The sequence below is a fragment of the Mesorhizobium quangtriensis genome, from assembly GCF_040081925.1.
Lineage (GTDB): Bacteria > Pseudomonadota > Alphaproteobacteria > Rhizobiales > Rhizobiaceae > Mesorhizobium_K > Mesorhizobium_K quangtriensis.
This window is the reverse complement of sequence record NZ_JBEBMF010000001.1, coordinates 263940-285550: the sequence shown is the minus strand read 5'-3', so window position 1 is coordinate 285550 and position 21611 is coordinate 263940. Positions and strand designations below refer to the sequence as shown.

Here is a 21611-nt window from a genome sequence, read left to right as displayed (position 1 = left end):
TGGCGTGAACCTGACTTGCGCTGCAAAACGCCTCTTCTTATATACGCCGCAACCGCGCGAACCGGCCGAAAACCGGTCGGTCCGGCGCGGAATTTCCAGTGTACGGGGGCCGTCCCCGGAACGCCTGATAGGGTCCCGACGGCCTGCTTGAAGGAGAGATTAGAAAAATGGCTAAAGTAATCGGTATCGACCTCGGAACGACCAATTCCTGCGTCGCCGTCATGGATGGCAAGGACGCCAAGGTAATCGAGAACGCGGAAGGCGCGCGCACCACCCCTTCCATCGTCGCCTTTACTGGCGACGGAGAACGTCTGGTCGGCCAGCCGGCAAAGCGCCAGGCGGTCACCAATCCTGAAAGCACCATCTTCGCGGTCAAGCGCCTCATCGGCCGCCGCTTCGACGATCCTGTCACCGCCAAGGACAAGGACCTCGTCCCTTACAAGATCGTCAAGGGCGACAATGGCGACGCCTGGGTCGAGGCCGGCGGCAAGAAGCAGTCGCCCAGCCAGATCTCGGCCATGATCCTGCAGAAGATGAAGGAGACGGCGGAAGCCTATCTCGGCGAAAAGGTCGAGCAGGCCGTCATCACCGTTCCCGCCTATTTCAACGACGCCCAGCGTCAGGCCACAAAGGACGCCGGCAAGATCGCCGGACTTGAGGTGCTGCGTATCATCAACGAGCCGACGGCAGCCGCGCTCGCCTATGGCCTCGACAAGCGCGACGGCAAGACCATCGCCGTCTATGACCTTGGCGGCGGCACCTTCGACATTTCGGTCCTCGAGATCGGGGACGGCGTGTTCGAGGTGAAGTCGACCAACGGCGACACCTTCCTGGGCGGCGAGGATTTCGACATGCGCCTCGTCGAGTATCTGGCGGCCGAATTCAAGAAGGAACAGGGCATCGACCTGAAGAACGACAAGCTTGCCCTGCAGCGTCTCAAGGAAGCTGCGGAAAAGGCCAAGATCGAGCTGTCGTCTTCGGCGCAGACCGAAATCAACCTGCCCTTCATCACGGCGGACCAGACCGGTCCGAAGCACCTGACGCTGAAGCTCACGCGCGCCAAGTTCGAGCAGCTGGTTGACGACCTCGTCCAGCGCACGGTCGAGCCGGTCAAGGCCGCGCTCAAGGATGCCGGGCTCAAGGCTGGCGAGATCGACGAGGTTGTCCTGGTCGGCGGCATGACCCGCATGCCGAAGATCCAGGAGATCGTGAAGCAGTTCTTCGGCAAGGACCCGCACAAGGGCGTCAACCCGGACGAAGTCGTCGCGCTCGGCGCCGCCATCCAGGCCGGCGTGCTGCAGGGTGACGTCAAGGACGTGCTGCTGCTCGACGTGACCCCGCTGTCGCTCGGCATCGAGACGCTGGGCGGCGTGTTCACGCGCCTCATCGAGCGTAACACGACCATCCCGACCAAGAAGAGCCAGACCTTCTCGACTGCCGAGGATTCGCAGTCGGCTGTGACCATCCGGGTCTTCCAGGGTGAGCGCGAGATGGCCGCCGACAACAAGGCGCTCGGCCAGTTCGACCTGGTCGGCATTCCGCCGGCGCCGCGCGGCGTACCGCAGATCGAGGTCACGTTCGATATCGACGCCAACGGCATCGTCAACGTCTCGGCCAAGGACAAGGGCACCGGCAAGGAGCACCAGATCCGGATCCAGGCTTCCGGTGGTCTGAGCGATGCCGACATCGAGAAGATGGTGAAGGACGCCGAGGCCAACGCGGAGAACGACAAGAAGCGTCGCGCGCTGGTCGAAGCTCGCAACCAGGCCGAGAGCCTCGTCCACTCGAGCGAGAAGTCGCTCAAGGACTATGGCGACAAGGTCGCCGAAGCCGACCGTACGGCGATCGCCGACGCCATCGCCGCGCTGAAGACGGCGACCGAGGGCGAGGACGTGGATGCGATCAACGCGGCCACGCAGACGCTCGCGGAAGTTTCGATGAAGCTTGGCCAGGCCATGTACGAGGCTTCGCAGAAGGAAGCAGCCGAAGCCGACGCCAAGGCCGACGCGGCGAAGGAAGGCGACGTGGTCGACGCCGACTTCGAGGAGATCGACGAGAACGACGACAAGAAGAAGTCGGCCTGATCGTCCTTCCAAAAAAATTCAGCAAGGCCCGGTGGCGACGCCGGGCCTTCTTGCAAGGTGAAGCGAAAAACTCCTTGTGTTGCGTAGCTGCTCTGGCATCGCCGGGTAAGGCTTCCTAAATCGAGGCCAGTCATTTGCAGGATGACGCCGAACGATGCACAAGGACCGAGAGGGGTTCGGCATGAACAGCAGGCCCCGATACTTCCGGATAGCGGGACGACATGAAAGCTGATTTCTACGAGACGCTCGGCGTCGAAAGAAGCGCCGACGACAAGGTCCTCAAGACCGCGTTCCGCAAGCTCGCCATGCAGTTCCACCCGGATCGCAATCCCGGCGACCAGTCTTGCGAAGTCCGCTTCAAGGAAATCAACGAAGCCTATGAGTGCCTGAAGGATCCGCAGAAGCGCGCCGCCTACGACCGCTTCGGCCACGCCGCGTTCGAGAACGGCGCCGGCATGAATGGCGGCGGCAATGGCTTCGGCGCGGGCGGCTTCGCCGACATCTTCGAGGACATCTTCGGCGACATGATGGGCGGCGGCCGTCGCCGTTCCTCGGGCGGTCGCGAGCGCGGGGCCGACCTGCGCTACAATATGGAAATCAGCCTCGAGGAAGCCTTTCTCGGCAAGACGGCGCAGATCCATGTTCCGGCGTCCGTCTCCTGTGACGAATGCTCGGGCAGTGGCGCAAAGCCCGGAACCCAGCCTGTCACCTGCACCACCTGTGGCGGCCACGGCAAGGTCCGCGCGACGCAGGGCTTCTTCTCTATCGAGCGCACCTGCCCGTCCTGCCAGGGTCGTGGGCAGACGATCAAGGATCCTTGCCCGAAATGCTCGGGCCAGGGCCGCGTGGTCGAGGAGCGCTCGCTGTCGGTGAACATTCCCGCTGGCATCGAGGACGGCACACGCATCCGCCTCGCCAACGAAGGCGAAGCGGGCTTGCGCGGCGGGCCCTCCGGCGACCTCTACATCTTCCTGTCGGTCAAGCCGCACGAGTTCTTCCAGCGCGACGGCGCCGACCTCTATTGCAAGGTGCCTATCTCGATGACCACCGCCGCCCTTGGCGGCGCGTTCGAGGTCGCGACGCTCGACGGGACGCAGACCCGCGTAAAGGTGCCCGAGGGCACCCAGAACGGCCGCCAGTTCCGGCTCAAGGGCAAAGGTATGCCGGTGCTGCGCCAGCCACAGGTCGGCGACCTCTATATCCAGACCGCCGTCGAGACGCCGCAGAGCCTGTCCAAGCGCCAGCGCGAATTGCTGGAAGAGTTCGAGAAGCTGTCCTCGACCGAGAACTCGCCGCAATCGAGCGGCTTCTTCTCGCGCATGAAGGACTTTTTCGAGTCTTTCGGCGAGCGCTGACGCAGGCCTTTGATCCTATAGCGACAATTTCTGCCGCGAACGCGACGTCCCTGCTTGCGCTGACGCAGGGGACTGCTATGTCTGCCTCAACCGACTGATGGAGACCTTGATGGCCGCTTCGGGACTGCGAAAGATCGCTCGCAAATTCGACGACGAGCTGAAGTTCTTCAAGGGCTGGATCGACAAGCCGAAGGCGGTCGGTTCCATCATCCCCACGAGTTCGGTCACCGCGCGGCGCATGGCGTCCATCATCGATACCGGGTCGGGCCTGCCGGTGCTTGAAGTCGGCCCGGGCACGGGCGTCATCACGACGGCAATCCTGCGCCACGGCGTGAAGCCGGAAAACCTCTACACGGTGGAATACTCGCACGATTTCGTTGTCCACCTCAGGCGCAACTATCCCGGCGTGAACGTCATCGAGGGAGACGGCTTCGATCTCGACAAGACACTCGGCGAGTCAAGCGTGCTGACCTTCGACAGCGTCGTCTCTGGCGTTCCCCTGCTCAACTTCCCCGTCGGTCGCCGCATCGCTTATCTGGACAATCTGCTGAAGCGCATCCCGTATGGCCGCCCGGTGGTCCAGCTGACCTACGGGCCGAAATCTCCCATACCGCCCGGGCTCGGCGACTACACCGTCGAGCATTTCCATTTCGTGCTGCGCAACATCCCGCCGACGCAACTCTGGATCTACCGCCGCGCGCCGCGAAACTGAGCCGCTCGTTTTCCGGTGTTGATCCCAGCCTGACTTCCGCTATAGCTGCGGGCAGGAAACAAGCCGTGGCCCTCACTCCCAAAATCCTCGTCTTCGCCGGGTCGCTCCGCACCGGAGCGTACAGCATCCACACCGCCGACGCGGCGATGAAGGAACTGGCGTTGCAGGGCGCCGACGTCACCCGCATCTCGCTTGGCGACTATCCGCTGCCGCTCGTGGATCAGGATCTGGAGAAGGAAAAAGGCGTTCCGGAAAATGCGGTGAAGCTCGCCCGCCAGATTGCCTCGCATGACGGCTTCCTGATCGCCAGCCCTGAATACAACGCGTCGATCCCGCCGCTTTTGAAGAACGCCATCGACTGGGTCAGCCGCGTACGCCGCGACCAGGGCCGTCCCTTCAAGCCGTTCGACGGCAGGATAGCGGCGCTGTGTTCGTCGTCGGACGGCAGTTTCGCCGGCATGCGCGGGCTCTATCACCTGCGCGCCGTGCTGATGGCCTGCCAGGTCGAGGTGATCACGCCGCAATGTTCGGTCGCGCGCGCGTCGGAAGCCTTCGACGAGGACGGTCAGTTCCGCGAGGAGAGGCTGCGCCACCAGATGGAGACGGTGTGCCGTACATTGATCGAGCGCGCGGCCATGCTGTCGACGCGTGTCGAGCCGTGATGGAGAGCGATGTGAAGGACAGATTGATCGTCGGGTTGGACGTGCCTACGCTGGCGGAGGCGCAGAAGGTGGTGCGCGATCTCGAAGGCGTCGTGTCCTTCTACAAGATTGGCTACCAGCTCGCCTTTGCGGGTGGCCTCGATTTCGCGCGCGAACTCGCCGCGGGCGGCACGAATGTGTTCCTCGACATGAAGCTGCTCGACATCGACAACACGGTCGCGAAAGGCGTCGAGAACATCGCGAAAATGGGCGTGTCGATGCTGACGCTGCACGCCTATCCGAAAGCGATGCGCGCGGCCGTCGGGGCGGCGCGAGGTTCCGGCCTGACCCTGCTCGCCGTGACGGTGCTGACGTCGATGGACCAGGCTGATCTTGTGGAAGCGGGCTACGAGTATGATCCTCGCACGCTGGTTTCGCGCCGCGCCGCGCAGGCGCTGGAGGCCGGCATGGGCGGCGTGGTCTGTTCAGCGGACGAGGCTGCAGCCGTGCGCGGGATCGTCGGTCCGGAGCTTGCCGTCGTCACGCCCGGCATTCGGTCAGCCGGCGCGGATCACGGCGACCAGAAGCGCGTTATGACACCTGCGGCGGCGCTCAGCGCCGGTGCAAGCCATCTCGTGGTGGCGAGGCCCATCGTGCAGGCTGCCGACCGGCGGGCGGCAGCGCAGGCAATCCTGGCCGAGATGGCATCGGCCTGAGCTTTATCGGGAGGACACCATGCCCAAGGGATACTGGATCGCGCATGTCGAGGTGCGGGACGCCGAGGCCTACAAGGAATACGTCGCTGCTTCGAAGATCGCCTTCGAAAAGTACGGCGCGAAGATGCTCGCGCGGGGCGGCGCCCATGAGACGACCGAAGGGCGCGACCGCGCCCGCAACGTGGTGATCGAGTTCCCGTCGTTGAAAGCCGCGCAGGATTGCTACCATTCACCGGAGTACACAGCGGCGCGGGCGATTCGCCAGAAGGTTGCAGATGCAGAGATGGTGCTGGTCGAAGGCGTGCCCGATTGACGCCCCCTCGGGGAGCCCCATCCGCTGGCGCAACCGCTTGTTTTCAAGTGATAATAGGGGCCTCTGGACCAACGTCGGCGCGAGCTTTGCCGGCTTGACGTATTGCATCGCAACAAAAGACGACTACTTTCGTCATATAGTCGGGAGGGCCGGGACTTGACCCGGACAGACGGGACAGCACATTGTTTTACCAGCTCTATGAGTTGAACCACGCCGCCATGCAGCCGCTGAGGGCGTATGCCGATGTGGTTAAGCTCTTCTACTCCAATCCGCTCAATCCGGCTTCGCACACGCCTTTCGGGCGTTCGATCGCGGCCACGGCCGAGCTGTTCGAGCGAACGACCCGCCGGTACGCCAAGCCCGATTTCGGCCTGAAGGAAACGACCGTCGACTGGAAGAAGGTCGCGGTCACCGAAAAGATCGTCTGGTCTCGGCCCTTCTGCCCGCTGATCCATTTCGAGCGCGACCTGCCCGCCGGCCGCAAGCCGGACCCCAAGCTTCTGATCGTCGCGCCGATGTCCGGCCACTACGCCACGCTGCTGCGCGGCACTGTGGAGGCGATGCTTCCGCATGCGGAGGTCTATATCACCGACTGGGTCGACGCGCGCATGGTACCGGTCGGCGCGGGACGCTTCGACCTCGATGACTACATCGACTACGTCATCGACATGTTCCACGAACTGGGGCCTGATACCCATGTGATGGGCGTATGCCAGCCCTCGGTGCCGGTGCTGGCCGCGGTCGCCCTGATGGAGGCGCGCAACGATCCGTTCGCGCCCGCAACAATGACGCTGATGGGCGGCCCGGTCGACACCAGGCGCAATCCCACCGCGGTCAATATCCTCGCCAAGCAGAAGGGGCTGGGCTGGTTCCGCGACAACGTCATCATGCAGGTGCCGTGGCCGGAGCCGGGTTTCGGCCGGGATGTCTATCCGGGCTTCCTGCAGCTTTCGGGCTTCATGGGCATGAACCTCGATCGCCACATAACGGCGCACAAGGATTTCTTCCTGCACCTGATCAAGAATGACGGCGACAGCGCGGAAAAGCACCGGGACTTCTACGACGAATATCTCGCCGTCATGGACCTGACCGCCGAATTCTACCTGCAGACGGTCGAGACCGTCTTCATCCGCCATGCGCTCCCCAAGGGTGAGATGACGCATCGTGGCACACCGTTGGATCCGAAGGCGATCCGCAACGTCGCGCTGCTGACGATCGAGGGCGAGAACGACGACATTTCCGGCTTGGGCCAGACGCAGGCCGCTCACGATCTCTGCGCCAACATCCCCGACGACATGCGCGTCCACTACATGCAGCCGGCGGTGGGCCACTACGGCGTCTTCAACGGTTCACGGTTCCGTGCCGAGATCGCGCCGCGCATCGTCGATTTCATCTCGAGCTACGGCCGCAAGCAGCCCACTCCGGCAGGCAAACCTCGCAAGACCGCCCGCATTTAAAGGGCGTGCGCCCCTTTTGTTGCAAATCCGCCGCAATCCAGTCTGCGCTGGTAACCATCACGGCAATCTTATGGCGGCTTGAATTGACACATCGCGACCACCGCCCTTAACCTTTCGTTAAGCAAAGGGAAGGGGCGGGGCCGGGGTTCAATGGCGTCCTTGAGGAGAGTTACAGGGATTCGTGTGCTGATCGCGGCAGGCTGCGCGATTGTCGCCGGCGCTGCAACGCTCTCCCAGTCCGCCGCCCAGCCCATGATGACCGGTGGCCTGACCTCGCAGCCGATCGGTCACTACGAATTCTGCAAGGCCAATCCCGCCGAATGCTCGATCCGCCTGCGCGATAACGGGCCGGAGCAGATGAGCGGCAAGCTGTGGAAGCTGCTGGCCGCGGTCAACGCGACGGTCAATGCCGCCGTCAAGCCGATGAACGACATCGACATCTACGGCAAGGACGAGGTCTGGGCCTACCCGGACAACGGCGTCGGCGACTGTGAGGACTATGTCCTCGAGAAGCGCCGCGAACTCGCGAGACAGGGCCTTTCGCTGTCGAACCTGCTGATCACGGTCGTGCGCAAGCCAGACGGCGAAGGCCATGCGGTCCTGACAGTACGCACCGGGAACGGCGACTTCGTTCTGGACAACCTGACTGACGCGGTCCTGCAGTGGGACCAGACCGGCTATCGCTTCCTGAAGCGTCAGGCCAGCAACCATACCGGCCGCTGGGTCAGCATCCGCGAAGCCCAGCCCGCAGCGCCGCTGGTCGGCTCGGTCAGCCAGTAACTTATTCTCCAGGACGAACCCGTCACATCGCGCGACCGTCGCGCAAAGCACGTCGGGTCGATCCAGACTGGCTTCTCCTCTGGCGCTCATTCCTGTCTTGGCTATTCGCCTTGCCGGACCGGCAGCGCGATTTTCGTGCCACCTCGACCTACGCCGCCTGCGCCATGCGCTCCGCGCTCATGCGGTAAGAGATAGCCTCGGCCAGATGAATCCGTCCGACACCATCGCTGCCGTCGAGGTCGGCCAGTGTGCGGGCGACGCGCAGCACCCGGTGATAGGCGCGCGCGGAGAAGCCCAGCTTCTCGCTGGCGTCGTGCAGCAGCGCCAGCCCCGCCGCATCGGGAGCCGCGATCTCCTCGATCAGTGAGGTCGGGCAATGCGCATTGGTCGACGCCGCCACGCCGAGTGCGGCGAACCTCTCGTGCTGCACCTGTCGCGCGGCCAGAACCCGGGCAGCGACTGCCGCGCTCGATTCCGAGCGGCCCGGCCTGATCAGGTCGCCAGCCGAAACCGCCGGAACCTCGATTCGCAGGTCAATACGGTCGAGCAGCGGGCCTGAGACCCGCGCCTGATAGTCGGACTGGCAGCGCGGCCCACGCGCGCAGCGGTAACCCGGCTCCCCCGCCATCCCGCACTTGCAGGGGTTCATCGCGGCAACAAGCTGGATGCGGGCCGGATAGGCGACGCGGTGGTTGGCACGCGCGATGACGCATTCGCCCAATTCCAGCGGCTGCCGAAGCGCGTCGAGCGTCTGCGGCGAGAATTCGGGAAATTCGTCGAGGAAGAGGACGCCATTGTGCGCCAGCGACATCTCGCCCGGCCGCACGCGCAGGCCACCGCCGACCATAGCCGCCATCGAGGCCGAGTGGTGCGGCGCGCGGAACGGACGGCGGTCGGTCAGTTTGCCGCCCGCAAGTTCGCCCGCCATCGACGCGATCATCGAGACCTCAAGCAGTTCCTTCGGCTGCAGGCGCGGCAGTATAGACGGCAGCCGTTGCGCCAGCATCGACTTGCCTGAACCGGGAGGCCCGATCATCAGGAGGTTGTGACCGCCAGCGGCTGCCACTTCGAGCGCCCGGCGCGCGCTTTCCTGTCCCTTGATGTCGGCGAGGTCAGGCAGGTCGCCGGCCGGCGCATGGACGCTCGCCTCGGGTCGCGACAGCACCTGAGTGCCGCGGAAATGGTTGGCGACGGCGATCAGGCTGCGCGGCGCGAGGATGTCCATCTCAGCACCGGCCCAGGCGGCTTCCGAACCACAGCCATGCGGGCAGATCAGCCCCTTGCCTTCGGCGTTGGCGCCGATCGCCGCAGGAAGCGCGCCGGCCACCGCGGCGATCGTGCCGTCAAGCGACAATTCACCCAGCACGACGTAGCCGCCAAGCGCATCGCCAGGAACAGCGCCCAGCGCCGCCATCAGTCCCAGCGCGATCGGCAGATCATAGTGGCTGCCCTCCTTGGGCAGGTCGGCAGGCGCCAGATTGACAGTCACCTTCTTCGCCGGCATGGACAGGCCCGAAGCGTGCAGCGCGGCCTGAACCCTCTCGCGACTTTCGGCCACTGCCTTGTCCGGCAGGCCGACGATGTGCATCCCTGTCTTGCCGGGCGCAATCATGACCTGGACATCGACCGGCACGGCCTCGATGCCCTGGAACGCAACCGTGCGCACGCGCGATACCATGCCCCGCCCCTCCGGAACGGCCGGCTGCCTTACACCCGGCAGCACAACCGCGTCAGATTTCCCTTTACGTCAGGACAGCACGGTTTTCAGGATAAAGCAAGAACAAGAAGGGAACAAACGCGCGAAAAATATCACCGCCGATTGAGGCAGGTTGCATCGCGTGAACAAAGGCGCACCGCTTGGAGAACGCCCGTCGGAGTGCCTCAGGATGCGCTTCGCTTGGCCTCTACGGCATCCCAGAACAAGGCCGCGATGTCAGCCCCGCCGAACCGCTTGACCTCGCGCACGCCGGTCGGCGAGGTCACGTTGATCTCGGTGAGATAGTCGCCGATCACGTCGATGCCGACGAGGATGAAGCCGCGCTCCTTCAGGGAGGGGCCGATGCGCGCGCAGATCTCGCTTTCGCGCTCGGTCAGTTCGGTCGCTTCGGCGCGCCCGCCGACATGCATATTTGAGCGCGAATCGTGCTCGGCCGGCACGCGGTTGATGGCGCCGACCGGCTTGCCGTCGATCAGGATGATACGCTTGTCGCCCTTGCGCACGTCCTTAAGGTAGCGCTGAACGATGTAGGGTTCGCGGAACATCTGGCCGAACATCTCAAGCAGCGAAGCGAGGTTGCGGTCGGCATCCTGCAGGTGGAAGACGCCCGCGCCGCCATTGCCGTAGAGCGGCTTGACGATGATATCGCCGTGCTCCCTGCGGAATGCATCGACCTCGCGGCTGTCCTTGGTGATCAGCGTGTCCGGCATCAGGTCGGGAAATTCGGTGACGAATATCTTCTCCGGACTGTTGCGAACCCAAGCCGGGTCGTTGACCACCAGCGTCTTCGGATGAATGCGCTCCAAAAGATGCGTCGTCGTGATGTAGTTCATGTCGAAGGGCGGATCCTGCCGCAGCAGGACGACATCCATTTCGGAAAGGTCCGTGCGCACCGGTTCGCCCAGGGTGAAGTGGTCGCCCTTCACGTCTCGCAATTGCATTTCCTCGATCCGCGCGAAAACCTTGCCGCCGAGCATCGAGAGCCTGTCGGGCGTGTAGTGGAAGAGCCTGTGCCCGCGCCGCTGCGCTTCCAGCGACAGCGCGAAGCTGGTGTCCCCGGCGATCGACACGGTCGATATGTGGTCCATCTGGACGGCGACGTTCAGCGTCATGGGGTTCTCCGGGAGACGGTGTCTCAGGCGATATAAGCAAGCGCGTCGCCGCTGCCAATCGGGCAGATCAGGCAAGGGTTGGCGCAGGATTGCGTGTCAGCGGTCGAAGACGAGCCGGGAATAGCCAAGATAGGACAGCGCCATCGCCGCGCCCGATGCGATAACGAGCGCGACAAGCGGCGGCATCGCGGGCATGGCGAGCAGCAGCCCGCTATAGAGGAAATAGTTGAACAGGCTGACGGCGATGGCGACGCCGCCGTAGCGCGTCCCTTCCTGCAGCACCCCGCGCGACGAGGACTGGAAGGTGAGCGTACGGTTGCACAGCCATGTGACCGTCATAGCGGCGCCGACGGAGACGATTCTTGCGCCGAACGGCCCGATCGGCGTCACGGCAAGCAGCAGAGCCAGGACGGCGGCGTCGGTGAGGAAGCCGAGGCCGCCGACAAGCGAGAAGCGAAGGATGCGGCTCATGCCGCGCGCGACGAACCGCGCTTGGTCGCCGGTTTCGGCATTTCAGCCACCTCGCGCTTGGCGCGACGCGCCGGAATGCTGAGGTAGAAGATGCGTTTCTGCTCGGCGCGGCCGCGCGAAACCGAATCGAGGATCACGCCGGTGACAAGCATCATCGCCGCGAACATCAAAAGGCCGAGCGAAAGCACCCAGGTCGGCATGCGCGGCACGAGGCCGGTCGCGGCATATTCCACCAGGATCGGCGTCATCAGCACCAGGCCGGCGACGGCGAACACCGTGGCAATCATGCCGAAGAAACGCATGGGCTGCGTTTCCTTGGCCAGCATCGCGAACATCCAGAGGATTTTCGCGCCGTCCTTGTATGTGGAAAGCTTCGATGACGATCCCTCGGGCCGGCGGCCGTAGTCCAGCGCGATCTCGCTGACCGGCAGCTTGAGCTGCGAGGCGTGGACCGACATTTCCGTCTCGATCTCGAAGCCGCCGGAAACGGCTGGGAAGCTCTTGACGAAGCGGCGCGTGAACGCGCGGTAGCCGGAGAAGATGTCTGTGAAATCGCGGCCGAACAGGCGCTTGTAGAGCCCGTTGAAAAGCCGGTTGCCGAAGGCATGGCCGGCGCGCCCGGCGTCGTCGGTAACGCCGCGGCGGGTTCCCACCACCATGTCGCAATGGCCGGTCAGCAACGTGTTGATCAGTTGCGGCGCGTCTTCCGGCGCATAGGTGCCGTCGCCATCAACCATGACATAGATGTCGGCCTCGATGTCGGCGAACATGCGCCTGACCACGTTGCCCTTGCCCTGCCGGGGCTCACGGATGACGATCGCGCCGCTGGCGCGCGCCTTCAGCGCGGTCAGGTCGCTGGAGTTGTTGTCGTAGACATAGACGGAGGCTGCCGGCAGCGTCGCGCGGAAGCGCGAGACGACGTCGCCGATCGTCTTCTCCTCGTTGTAGCAAGGGATGAGGATCGCGATCGCGAAATCCTCGAGATTGCCCTCTCGCATCTGTTTCTCCCCGTCGCCTCGTTGGCGCCAGCTTTATCCGGCAACCTTTCTCCTGGCCGCTCTTGTTCTGTCAGTCGCCGACGAACCGCGCGCTTTACTATTTATTGAAGCCGTTAAGGCTAGGTTTAGGTTCGTCCGAAACTGCGGATCTCTTTCCGGGACATCGAGATGGCGAGCGAAACGACGATGGCGGGGCCTGACATCGGCCGGGAGCCTTTCTGGCGCAGCGATGCGGCCAAGGCCGTCGCCGCCATGCTGATCGTTGCCGCCATATCGTCGGTGGGCGGCTTCGGCCGTATGACAGGCACCAGCGACAACGACAGCCTGCTCCGGCTGGTCCAGGTTCGCGATCTTATCGCAGGCCAGGGCTGGTTCGATCTCCACCAGTATCGCATGGGCCTCGAAGGCGCGCTGCCGATGCACTGGTCGCGACTGGTCGATGCGCCCATCGCCGCGATCATCCTGTCGGTGACCGCGCTGACCGGCTCGCAGAGCACCGGCGAGATCGTGGCCATGATCGCATGGCCGTTCATGCTCTATGCCGTCGCGCTCTACCTCCTGCTGCGCATCGGCCGCCTCATGGCTGGCGAAGAGGCGATCTTCCCGCTTGCCGTCATTGGTGCGGTTACGCTCTACCAGATCGGCATTTTCGTGCCCGGCGCGCTCGACCATCACAACGTCCAGCTCGTACTGATGCTGGCCATGGTGTTCTTCCTGCTTCGAGCCGCTCCGGACAATCTTTCTGCATGGCCGGCGGGCGCAACGGCAGTCCTGATGCTGGCCGTCGGCATGGAGACGGCGCCCTATGTTGCCGCGGGCGGGCTCTTCGTCGTCGGCTGGTATCTGGTTGGCGGCCGGGCCGCGCGCGGCATCGCGGCAGGCTTCGGGGCTGCTTTCGCGCTGACTTCCGGCGCGGTCTTCATCGCCACCGTGCCGCCATCAACCTGGGGGGCCGCCTATTGCGACGCCTTTTCCGTCGCCCAGTTCGCGGTCGGCGCGGTCGGCGGGGCCGGGCTGGCGGCGATCGCCCTGTCGCGGATGCTGAGCGAGACGTTGGCGCGCCGCGCCCTGTCGCTGGCCGCGCTCGGCGCGGTCACGGCAGCGCTTTTGCTCGTCTACTTCCCGCAATGCCTGAGGGACCCCTACGCCGACCTTGCGCCGATGCTGCAAACCTACTGGCTCTCGGCGGTGGCCGAGGCGCAGCCGCTCTGGAAGGTTGTCGAACACAGCCCTGGAGACCTCGCCGGCTACTACGCCACCACCCTGATCGGGCTTCTGGTTCTCGGACTGCGCATGCGCCGGACCGGGCTACGCCGCGAGGACATTCTGATCGCCTTCGTGCTGCTCGTGGCGCTGCTGGTCAGCGTCTGGCAGGTGCGGGGAACGCGCTTTTCCGCGCCGCTTGCCTGTGTGCCGCTGGCGATATGGGTCGCAGGATTGCGGCAGCAGGCCATGGCGTTTCCAGGCACCGCTGCGTCGCTGAAGCTTGTCGGCGCCTGGCTGGTTTCCCTCAACATGGTCTGGGCGCAGACGGCGCAGGCCATGCCGCTTTTCAAGCCATCCGAAACCGCCGGCGAACAGGTCACAAAGGAAATCTGCGACAAGGATGTCGACTTCGACCGTCTCGCCGGGTTGCCTGCCGACACTGTCCTAACCATCTCCAATCTCGGCGCGCCGGTGCTTCGCTTCACGCAACATCGCGTGCTGGCGGGCCCTTACCATCGCAACATTGCCGGTAACGTGCTGGTGCTCGAGACGCTTATGGGGCCTTCTGAGACAGGTCTCTTGAAAGCACGAGAGTCCGGTGTCGGGCTGGTCACTCTCTGTCGCGGCAATGCGGAGACGGGCTTCCTGTCGAAGCGCGCGCCCGACGGGCTGCTGGCCGCGCTTGCTGCGGGCAAGGTTCCGGACTGGCTGGAGATAGTGCCGGAGAGCGCAGGGGAGCCTCTGGAACTCTACCGTGTCCTGCCGCCGAAGCCCTGAATCGCCGATCGGATTTCGGGCGGTTTAGCGAATATCTTTCAAGAGTTTAGGGTGCATCGATACGTTTCCTAAACGCTTTGCTGGCAGATTGCGGGCAATCTATTGGCAGAGTGGCGTCCGGAAATTCAATGCAGACCGTGTTTGCGAACGGCTATGCCGGCAGGGAGAGCCCAGAGCTCGCCTTCACGGACCTGCTGACCGGGCTCGGCAACCATCGCCGTTTCTACGACAAAGTCGACCGGTTGATCGTGGATCGCGCCGAAGACCCCGCGCCCTTCGCCATCGGCATTCTCGACCTCGACGGCTTCAAGCCGATCAACGACCTTTTCGGCTCGAAGGCCGGTGACGACATCCTTATGCAGGTCGCGATGCGGCTGCGCGCCTCCATGGACGATTTCTCCACCGTCACCCGCATCGGCCCGGACGAATTCGCCTTCCTCTACCCGCTCGTCTTCAGCGAAGAGGCCATCGCGGACCGTGCCCGCATGCTGATCGAAATCCTGTCCGCGCCCTATGACGTGGGCGAGCGCACGGCGCGCCTGTCGGCCTCGGTCGGCTGCTCGCTGTTCCATCTTGGCGACGAGACCACGGAAGTCCTGATCAGCAAGGCCGAGACCGCGCTTTACCAGGCCAAGCGTTCGGGACGCGGCAAGGTCGTCGTCTACACCAGCGAAATGGAGGAGGCGGCCAAGCGCGTCACCCGCATTGAGCAGGCGCTTCGGCGCGCTGTCTCTGCCGGCGAAGTGGAGCCGCATTTCCAGCCCATCGTCGACCTCAAGACCCGCCGCACTGTCGGCTTCGAGACGCTTGCACGCTGGACTGACCGCGACCTCGGGCCGGTTTCGCCTGCGGTGTTCATCCCGATCGCGGAGGAGCGCGGCATCATCGGCCAGATGTCGCAGCTTCTGTTGCGCAAGGCGACGGAAGCCGCCCGCGACTGGCCCAAGGACCTGTTCCTCTCCTTCAACCTGTCGCCCTCCCAGCTTGTCGACCAGAATACCGGCCTGCACATCCTCGCCATCCTCGACCGCACCGGCTTCGATCCACGCCGGCTTGAGATCGAGATCACCGAAACCGGCCTGATGTCCGACCCGGCCTCTGCCGAAAAGATCGTACAGGACCTGCGCCGCTGCGGCATCCGCGTCTCGCTCGACGATTTCGGCACGGGCCAGTCGTCGCTAGGCCGCCTGCGCGAGTTCCACTTCGACAAGCTCAAGATCGACCGCACCTTCGTCGCTTCGCTTCTCGATGACCGCCCGGCCCAGCACATCATTCGCGCCATCCTCGCCATGTGCGAGGGCCTCGGCATGGATGTCGTCGCCGAGGGCATCGAGGAGGAGGCGCAGGCCGAGCGGCTCATCCAATTCGGATGTGCTGGCGGGCAGGGGTTCCTGTTCGGCCGCCCGGTCGACGCGGACGCGACCCTGGGTTACCTGCGCGACAGCTTTCGCGGCGCCCAGCGTGCACGGGCGGTCTGACGCCGATCGCCACTGACGCTTGACGACACGCCCAACTTCCACCGACAAGTCCGTCGACAAGGGTGCCCGCGCGATTCGGGAACTCGCCGAGCGCAGTCCGCCGCGTTGTCCTGGCAGACGCTGTAAGTGGAGATGTGGCGATGAACCTGTGGGGCATGATCTGGCTCGGCATCGCGACCGTTATCTTCCTGCTCGCAGCGACCGTCGCGAAGCATTGGGCGGTGGCGCCTAACATCGGCAAGGTCGTTCTGGCGCTCGCGCTCTATTCGCTCGGTAATCTCATCATGCTGAGGCTGGTGCGCGATTTCGGCATGGCGACCGCCTTCAGCCTGTCAGCGATCATCCAGCTTGTTGCAGTCAACCTCATCGCCATTGTCTACTTCGGCGAGCGGCTGGGATATGTTCAGGGGGCCGGGGTGGTGCTTGCCGTCGTGGCTGTCGCCATGATCACAATGGGGCCTGCAGCGAACGCACAATAGGGCGACCGGTTTGGCCATGAGCTTGCGTTTCTGGGAAAAGATCGAACTTTCCGTCCTTGCGGCCGGGGTCGTCATCGCCGGCGGCCTCTGGGGCTTTATCGAGATGGCCGAGGTGGCGCGCCAGACGTCGGCGCATGGTCTCGACACCGAAATTCTCCTCGCTTTCCGAGAGCCCGGCCGGCCTGACGATCCGCTCGGTCCGCCATGGCTCGAGGAGGCCGTGCGCGACATTACCGGGCTCGGCTCGATGGTCGTGCTCGTCATGGTGACCGCGGCCGCGATCTTCTATCTGCTGCTTGTCCGCCGGGGGCGCGAGGCGCTGATGGTCCTCATCGCTGTCGGCGGCGGCCAGGTTCTCTCCAGTCTGCTCAAGCTCGGCATCGACCGTCCCCGTCCCGAACTCGTATCGCATCTGGTGCATGTGCAGACTCTGTCGTTCCCCTCGGGTCACGCGATGATGTCGGCGGTGACCTACCTGACGCTCGGCGTCATGATCGCCGGCATTACCCCCGGCAGGATCACCAAGGCCTATGTGCTTTTCATCGCGGTGCTGATCACCCTGATGGTCGGCGTTTCGCGCATCTATCTCGGCGTACACTGGCCGTCGGACGTGTTGGCGGGCTGGTGCGCGGGTTTTGCCTGGGCGATGCTGTGCTGGCTCGTTGCCCGACGTTTTATGCGTCGACCGACAGGCTCAACCCCAAGGAGTGATGGTTGAAACATCATAATGAATGCATTATACGTCTATCTTGCAGACTCAGGTAGGAGCACCTTGCGTGATCACCGCCCAGCAGATGCGCGCCGCCCGGGCGCTCGCCGGCATAGACCAGAAGACCCTTGCCGAACGCGCCGGCGTGTCGTTGCCGACCATCCAGCGGATGGAGGCGAGCGACGGGGTGGTCCGCGGCGTCGTCGACACGCTGATGAAGGTCATCCGCGCGCTCGACGAATCCGGTGTCGAGTTGATCGGCGTTGATCAGGCGAGCAACGGCGGCGGGCGGGGCGTTCGTCTCAAGGTGTCCGGCGACCGCTGATCGATCGCCCGGACGGGCAGGGCCAGCCGACCTGATCTGCCGCGAAGACGCCGGAGGCGGCTTCGTGTGGAGAATCGAGTCGCGACGCGACCGCCGACAGCCATGCCGACGATCCTGCCGCACAGTCGTCCTGCGCACGCGGAAGGCAGACATGGGCACTACCACAAGATCGGGCACCGCATCGGCCGGGCTGGAAGCACAGCCGACATTCCGCTACCTCTTCACACCCAAGCTCGTCACCGTGCTGCGCGAGGGCTACGGCGCGAAGCAGTTGCAGGCCGACGCAATCGCCGGGCTGACGGTCGCCATCGTCGCTCTGCCGCTGTCTATGGCCATCGCCATCGCATCCGGCGTCTCGCCCGACCGGGGCTTGTACACGGCCATCGTTGGCGGCTTTCTCGTCTCGCTGCTCGGTGGCAGCCGCTTCCAGATCGGCGGCCCGGCCGGAGCCTTCATCGTGCTGGTCGCGTCAACGGTGGCGCGGCACGGCATCGACGGACTGATCCTCGCCACCATGATGTCGGGCGTCTTCCTGCTCGCCGTCGGTTATCTCAGGCTCGGCACCTACATCAAGTTCATCCCCTATCCGGTGACTGTCGGCTTCACGGCCGGCATCGCCGTCATCATCTTCGCCAGCCAGCTCAGCGAGTTGTTCGGACTGACGCTGCAGGGCAAGGAGCCCGGCGAACTGCTGCCCAAGCTGCAGGCGCTTGCCGCCGCTTGGGGTACCTTCAATCCCGCAGCGATCACGGTCGCCCTGCTCACCATCGCGGCCATCGTCGGCCTGAAGCGGTGGCGGCCGTCATGGCCGGGCATGCTGGTCGGCGTCGCACTTGCCTCGGTCGCCGTTACCCTTTTTGCGCTGCCGGTGGAGACGATCGGCACGCGCTTCGGCGGCATCCCGCGCACGCTGCCGTTTCCGTCGCTGCCCGCCTTCGACTTCGCGCTGATGCAGGCCGTCCTGCCCGATGCCATCGCGTTTACCCTGCTTGGCGCGATCGAATCCCTGCTTTCGGCCGTCGTCGCAGACGGCATGACGGGCCGGCGACACCGCTCCAACTGCGAACTCGTCGCGCAGGGTTTTGCCAATATCGGCTCGGCGCTCTTCGGCGGCATCTGCGTGACCGGCACCATCGCCCGCACGGCGACCAACGTCCGCTCCGGCGCGATCGGCCCGGTCTCGGGCATGCTGCATGCGCTGTTCCTGCTCGCCTTCATCCTGGTCGCCGCGCCGCTTGCAAGCTATATCCCGCTCGCAGCACTTGCCGGCGTGCTGGCCGTCGTCGCCTGGAACATGGTGGAGAAGACAGCCTTCGCCGCGCTCATCCGCTCGTCATGGGGCGACGCGCTGGTGCTACTTGTCACCTTCGGGCTGGTGATCTTCCGCGACCTCACCGAGGGCATCGTCGTCGGCTTCGCGCTCGGCTCGCTGATCTTCATCCACCGCATGTCGAAGCTCGTTGCCGTCGAGGTGGCGGACAGGGCCGACAGCGCGGACGGCGACCGCGTCGCCTACGACGCCTCGGAGGCGTCCGACCCGGACACGGTCGTCTATCGCATCAGCGGCGCGTTCTTTTTCGGCTCGGCCGCGACTGTCGCCAGCGTGCTCGACCGCATCGCCGACCAGCGCCGCAACTTCGTGCTCGACTGCTCGAACGTCCAGTTCCTCGACTCGTCAGCCGCAAATGTCATCGAGGGCGCGGTTCGAAAGGCGCACAAGGCCGGCGTCCATTTCTTTATCTCGGGCGCGGCGCCACAGGTCCGGCGCATGCTGTTCGCCCACGGCGTCCGCCCACCGCATGTCCGCTACAAGACGGATGTCGACCACGCGCTGAAACAAATCGCCGAGGAGCGGCACCTCGCGCCGGAAAATTGAGCCGGCTTACTTTGTCGCCTCGGCTCGCCGTTCCCTGGCTCCCTGTTCATTCTTGGTGACCTGTTCCTCCTGGGCCCATGTCAGCGCGCGATAGTCGAAGCCATATTCCAGCGTCGGCTTGACGATGCGGAAATAGGGCGACAGGTCGAAGTCGCGCGGCGTGTAGAGCGAGTGGTGCCTTATGTGCAGGATTTCGCTGCGCGAATAGGATGACTGCGCTGAGGCGCGGCCCGGCGCGCGGGTGATTTCCGGCAGGATCGGATAGCGGATTTCCTCATAGGCCTGTGCGATCAGCGACGAGCAGATGGCGCGCGTCGGATCGCCCGAGCCGAAGGCGATCGCGCGCCGCCGCCACCGCACCGGCATCGGCATCGGGAAGAAATAGCGCAGCATGTCGAAGATGTTCTTGAGGTCGTATTTCAGGCCAAGACGCTTCAGCATGAAGCCGACGACATGCTGGCGATCCTCCGGCGACAGGCCATTCGCGCGGCAGATGCGCGTGTTGTAGGTTTGGTATTTCGACAGCGGCACGGCCACACATCCCTCGCCGAGATTGACCTCGATCAGGCGCGGCCGCTCGGTGCCGTCCGCCGGCTCAGGCAGCGCGTCGCCGACATAGAGCGCGGAATGCGACCAGGTCGACTGGGTCAGGTACTTGATCGTCGCGGAAATACGCTGGTTGCCTTCGATCAGCAGGATGTCGCCGGGTTCCAGCACGCGCCGCAACGTGTCCGGGTCGGACGGCGTGTAGGGCTCGTAGCCGGACGACTCGACCTCCAGCCGTCCCGCGAGGAACCGGCCGAGCCTGTCGAGGAGAGTATCGCCGGACGCGCTCATGGCGAACGCGTAGCAGCCTTGGACGGCGATTGCCAGAAAGCGGAGCGGCCAGAAATCGGATAGGCCAGAAATCGGATAGGTCGGAGTGGTTCAGGCGTCCACTGTGTCTACAGGCACGGCCTCTGCCAGATCGCGGCGAGCCTTCCGCGCGACCCTGCGTGCAGGGCGCTTGGGGCTGTCCCGGAACAGTTCGGCCGCCTCGTTGAGGCAGGCCTTTCGCAGGCGACGTTCGGAACGGGCACAAAGCCCGTCGAACTTGCCCGTCTCGGCGAAGCTTCCGACAGCCGGACCGCCGTCCCGCAGCAAGCCGCGCAGCACCAAGATATCCTGCAGTTCGCCGAGTTTTTCGGCCAGCGCCCCGACGGTTGCGCGACGCGTTTTCACTGGCGACGGCCAGAATTCCCTGAGCAAGGCGAGATGCGCCAGATGCGCCTTGGTGGCTTTGCGCAGGTCGTGGAACGCCTCTTCCTCGCCCGCCTTCCTCGCGGCCTTCAAGGCGCGCCGCGCGCGTCGAAGCGTTCGCGCCGCACCTTCGGCGAGAATGTCGGCCGCTTCTTCCGGTTGGTCAGGCAGCTTGAGCCGGCCTAGCCGCTTGATGCCGGCACGACAGGCCTTTGCTGCCTGGGTGGCCGCGTCATTCGCCTCAGCCGAAAGCACACCGGCGCGATGCGCGAGCAGGTTTTCGCGCGCAGAGGTAACGACTTTCCGGTGCCGGCTGTCGTGCAACCCTTTGGCGAGCCGATCCACCGTCTCGATCAGGGCGCCTGCCTGTCGCGGACCCGCCAGCAGCGCCGCCGCTTCCCGGTAGCGTGCATTTTCCTTGCGAACGAAATCCTTTGCGCCAGAGCGGACCAGCCTCAGCAAGGCACGAACGTTTTTCAGCAGCTTGCGGGTTTCGTGGAGAGCCTTGTCCGGTTTGTCATTTACGCGCGACAGCCATTCCAGCGCCGCGTTCAGTTCCTCGGCGGCGATGCGCCTGACCTCGGCGGTTAAAGGAAACCCTGAGCGGATGCGGTAGCTCATCCGGCAAGCACCAGGTCGCCGCCCGATTCCCCACCCAGCGCCAGAGAGGCGTTGTAGTAGCGTCCGTCATCCGTGACATCGCGGCCGAGCCAGGACGGCAGGTTCTCGGCCGCGACGATGTCAGGCGTCTCCAGTTCCGCGATCACGAGGCCTTCCAGGCTCCCTGCGAACACATCGACTTCATAGAGATATCCGCCATATCGAACATGGTGACGTGTCTTCTCTATGACACGTCCGAGCGCGAAGGCCTGCATTTCCAGTGCTTCGGATAGCGGCACGCCATATTCGTATTCGTCGCGGCCCCTCCCGGGGCCGGAAAACTTCAATGTGAGCAAGGCCTCGACGCCGTTGCTGATGCGGATACGGACCGTACGCCCCGGACCCGTCGCGAGATAGAACTGTCTTATCTCGATTGCGGCTTCGACATTGTCGCGCCACGCCGTGTCTGCCACCAGGAACTTGCGTTCGATTTCCTTCGCCATGCCTTTCATACACCCGCCCGCTGGGACAAAGACAAGTCCAGTTGACTTTAATCATTCGATTGA

The 21611-nt window shown here is 64.4% G+C and carries 21 protein-coding genes; 14 read left to right on the top strand and 7 right to left on the bottom strand.

Features of this window, described 5'->3' with window-relative positions; genetic code table 11:
* Window positions 1–167: 167 nt before the first annotated feature.
* The 8 genes from dnaK (at window position 168) to ABMA32_RS01415 (ending at window position 8058) form a co-directional block, all read left to right on the top strand.
* A complete protein-coding gene (gene dnaK, locus ABMA32_RS01450; RefSeq protein WP_349011953.1) occupies window positions 168–2084 on the top strand; it encodes a molecular chaperone DnaK in 1917 nt (638 codons plus the stop codon).
* A 221-nt stretch (window positions 2085–2305) separates the two neighbouring features.
* Window positions 2306–3439 (top strand): molecular chaperone DnaJ, encoded by a 1134-nt coding sequence (dnaJ, locus tag ABMA32_RS01445; protein WP_349011952.1) that lies wholly within the window; start codon window positions 2306–2308, stop codon window positions 3437–3439.
* Window positions 3440–3548: 109 nt separating this feature from the next.
* On the top strand, window positions 3549–4151 hold the full coding sequence (gene pmtA, locus ABMA32_RS01440; protein ID WP_349011951.1) for a phospholipid N-methyltransferase PmtA: 603 nt from the start codon (window positions 3549–3551) through the stop codon (window positions 4149–4151).
* Between the two features lie 65 nt (window positions 4152–4216).
* Window positions 4217–4813, top strand: coding sequence for an NADPH-dependent FMN reductase (locus ABMA32_RS01435; RefSeq protein WP_349011950.1), 597 nt, complete (start codon window positions 4217–4219; stop codon window positions 4811–4813).
* Complete coding sequence (gene pyrF / locus ABMA32_RS01430; protein WP_349011949.1) at window positions 4813–5508, top strand: orotidine-5'-phosphate decarboxylase; 696 nt, start codon at window positions 4813–4815, stop codon at window positions 5506–5508. Before ABMA32_RS01435 ends, pyrF begins: the two co-directional genes overlap by 1 nt.
* Window positions 5509–5527: 19 nt before the next feature.
* The gene (locus ABMA32_RS01425; RefSeq protein ID WP_349011948.1) at window positions 5528–5821 is read left to right on the top strand and encodes a DUF1330 domain-containing protein; all 294 of its coding nucleotides are present in this window, start codon (window positions 5528–5530) and stop codon (window positions 5819–5821) included.
* Window positions 5822–6003: 182 nt separating this feature from the next.
* Complete coding sequence (locus ABMA32_RS01420; protein ID WP_349011947.1) at window positions 6004–7278, top strand: polyhydroxyalkanoate depolymerase; 1275 nt, start codon at window positions 6004–6006, stop codon at window positions 7276–7278.
* A gap of 150 nt (window positions 7279–7428) precedes the next feature.
* The gene (locus ABMA32_RS01415; protein WP_349011946.1) at window positions 7429–8058 is read left to right on the top strand and encodes a transglutaminase-like cysteine peptidase; all 630 of its coding nucleotides are present in this window, start codon (window positions 7429–7431) and stop codon (window positions 8056–8058) included.
* Between the two features lie 148 nt (window positions 8059–8206).
* Here the strand turns inward: ABMA32_RS01415 and ABMA32_RS01410 are convergent, their stop codons facing one another.
* From ABMA32_RS01410 to ABMA32_RS01395, 4 genes are all read right to left on the bottom strand, one after another.
* Complete coding sequence (locus ABMA32_RS01410; RefSeq protein WP_349011945.1) at window positions 8207–9736, bottom strand: YifB family Mg chelatase-like AAA ATPase; 1530 nt, start codon at window positions 9734–9736, stop codon at window positions 8207–8209.
* A gap of 203 nt (window positions 9737–9939) precedes the next feature.
* Window positions 9940–10887: a glutathione synthase gene (gshB, locus tag ABMA32_RS01405; RefSeq protein WP_349011944.1), complete on the bottom strand. Its 948-nt coding sequence runs from the start codon at window positions 10885–10887 to the stop codon at window positions 9940–9942.
* 96 nt (window positions 10888–10983) lie between these two features.
* The gene (locus ABMA32_RS01400) at window positions 10984–11358 is read right to left on the bottom strand and encodes a GtrA family protein (protein WP_349011943.1); all 375 of its coding nucleotides are present in this window, start codon (window positions 11356–11358) and stop codon (window positions 10984–10986) included.
* Complete coding sequence (locus ABMA32_RS01395) at window positions 11355–12356, bottom strand: glycosyltransferase (protein ID WP_349011942.1); 1002 nt, start codon at window positions 12354–12356, stop codon at window positions 11355–11357. The genes ABMA32_RS01400 and ABMA32_RS01395 overlap by 4 nt, the downstream gene beginning before the upstream one ends.
* A 168-nt stretch (window positions 12357–12524) precedes the next feature.
* Here ABMA32_RS01395 and ABMA32_RS01390 point away from each other — a divergent pair, with 168 nt between their 5' ends.
* The 6 genes from ABMA32_RS01390 (at window position 12525) to ABMA32_RS01365 (ending at window position 19206) form a co-directional block, all read left to right on the top strand.
* Window positions 12525–14339, top strand: coding sequence for a GtrA family protein (locus ABMA32_RS01390; RefSeq protein ID WP_349011941.1), 1815 nt, complete (start codon window positions 12525–12527; stop codon window positions 14337–14339).
* A 128-nt stretch (window positions 14340–14467) separates the two neighbouring features.
* Window positions 14468–15817: a putative bifunctional diguanylate cyclase/phosphodiesterase gene (locus ABMA32_RS01385; protein WP_349011940.1), complete on the top strand. Its 1350-nt coding sequence runs from the start codon at window positions 14468–14470 to the stop codon at window positions 15815–15817.
* 140 nt (window positions 15818–15957) lie between these two features.
* On the top strand, window positions 15958–16296 hold the full coding sequence (locus tag ABMA32_RS01380; RefSeq protein WP_349011939.1) for a hypothetical protein: 339 nt from the start codon (window positions 15958–15960) through the stop codon (window positions 16294–16296).
* Between the two features lie 16 nt (window positions 16297–16312).
* Window positions 16313–17014 carry a phosphatase PAP2 family protein gene (locus ABMA32_RS01375; protein ID WP_349011938.1) on the top strand — a complete coding sequence of 234 codons (702 nt, stop codon included), beginning with the start codon at window positions 16313–16315 and terminating at the stop codon, window positions 17012–17014.
* Window positions 17015–17072: 58 nt separating this feature from the next.
* Window positions 17073–17330: a helix-turn-helix domain-containing protein gene (locus ABMA32_RS01370; protein ID WP_349011937.1), complete on the top strand. Its 258-nt coding sequence runs from the start codon at window positions 17073–17075 to the stop codon at window positions 17328–17330.
* A gap of 151 nt (window positions 17331–17481) precedes the next feature.
* Window positions 17482–19206: a SulP family inorganic anion transporter gene (locus tag ABMA32_RS01365; protein ID WP_349011936.1), complete on the top strand. Its 1725-nt coding sequence runs from the start codon at window positions 17482–17484 to the stop codon at window positions 19204–19206.
* A gap of 6 nt (window positions 19207–19212) precedes the next feature.
* Here the strand turns inward: ABMA32_RS01365 and ABMA32_RS01360 are convergent, their stop codons facing one another.
* The 3 genes from ABMA32_RS01360 to ABMA32_RS01350 form a co-directional block, all read right to left on the bottom strand.
* Entirely contained in the window at window positions 19213–20043 is an 831-nt protein-coding gene (locus ABMA32_RS01360; protein ID WP_349011935.1) for a YiiX/YebB-like N1pC/P60 family cysteine hydrolase, read from the bottom strand.
* A 90-nt stretch (window positions 20044–20133) separates the two neighbouring features.
* Window positions 20134–21066, bottom strand: coding sequence for a CHAD domain-containing protein (locus ABMA32_RS01355; protein ID WP_349011934.1), 933 nt, complete (start codon window positions 21064–21066; stop codon window positions 20134–20136).
* Window positions 21063–21548 (bottom strand): CYTH domain-containing protein, encoded by a 486-nt coding sequence (locus tag ABMA32_RS01350; protein WP_349011933.1) that lies wholly within the window; start codon window positions 21546–21548, stop codon window positions 21063–21065. The genes ABMA32_RS01355 and ABMA32_RS01350 overlap by 4 nt, the downstream gene beginning before the upstream one ends.
* Between the last annotated feature and the right edge of the window lie 63 nt (window positions 21549–21611).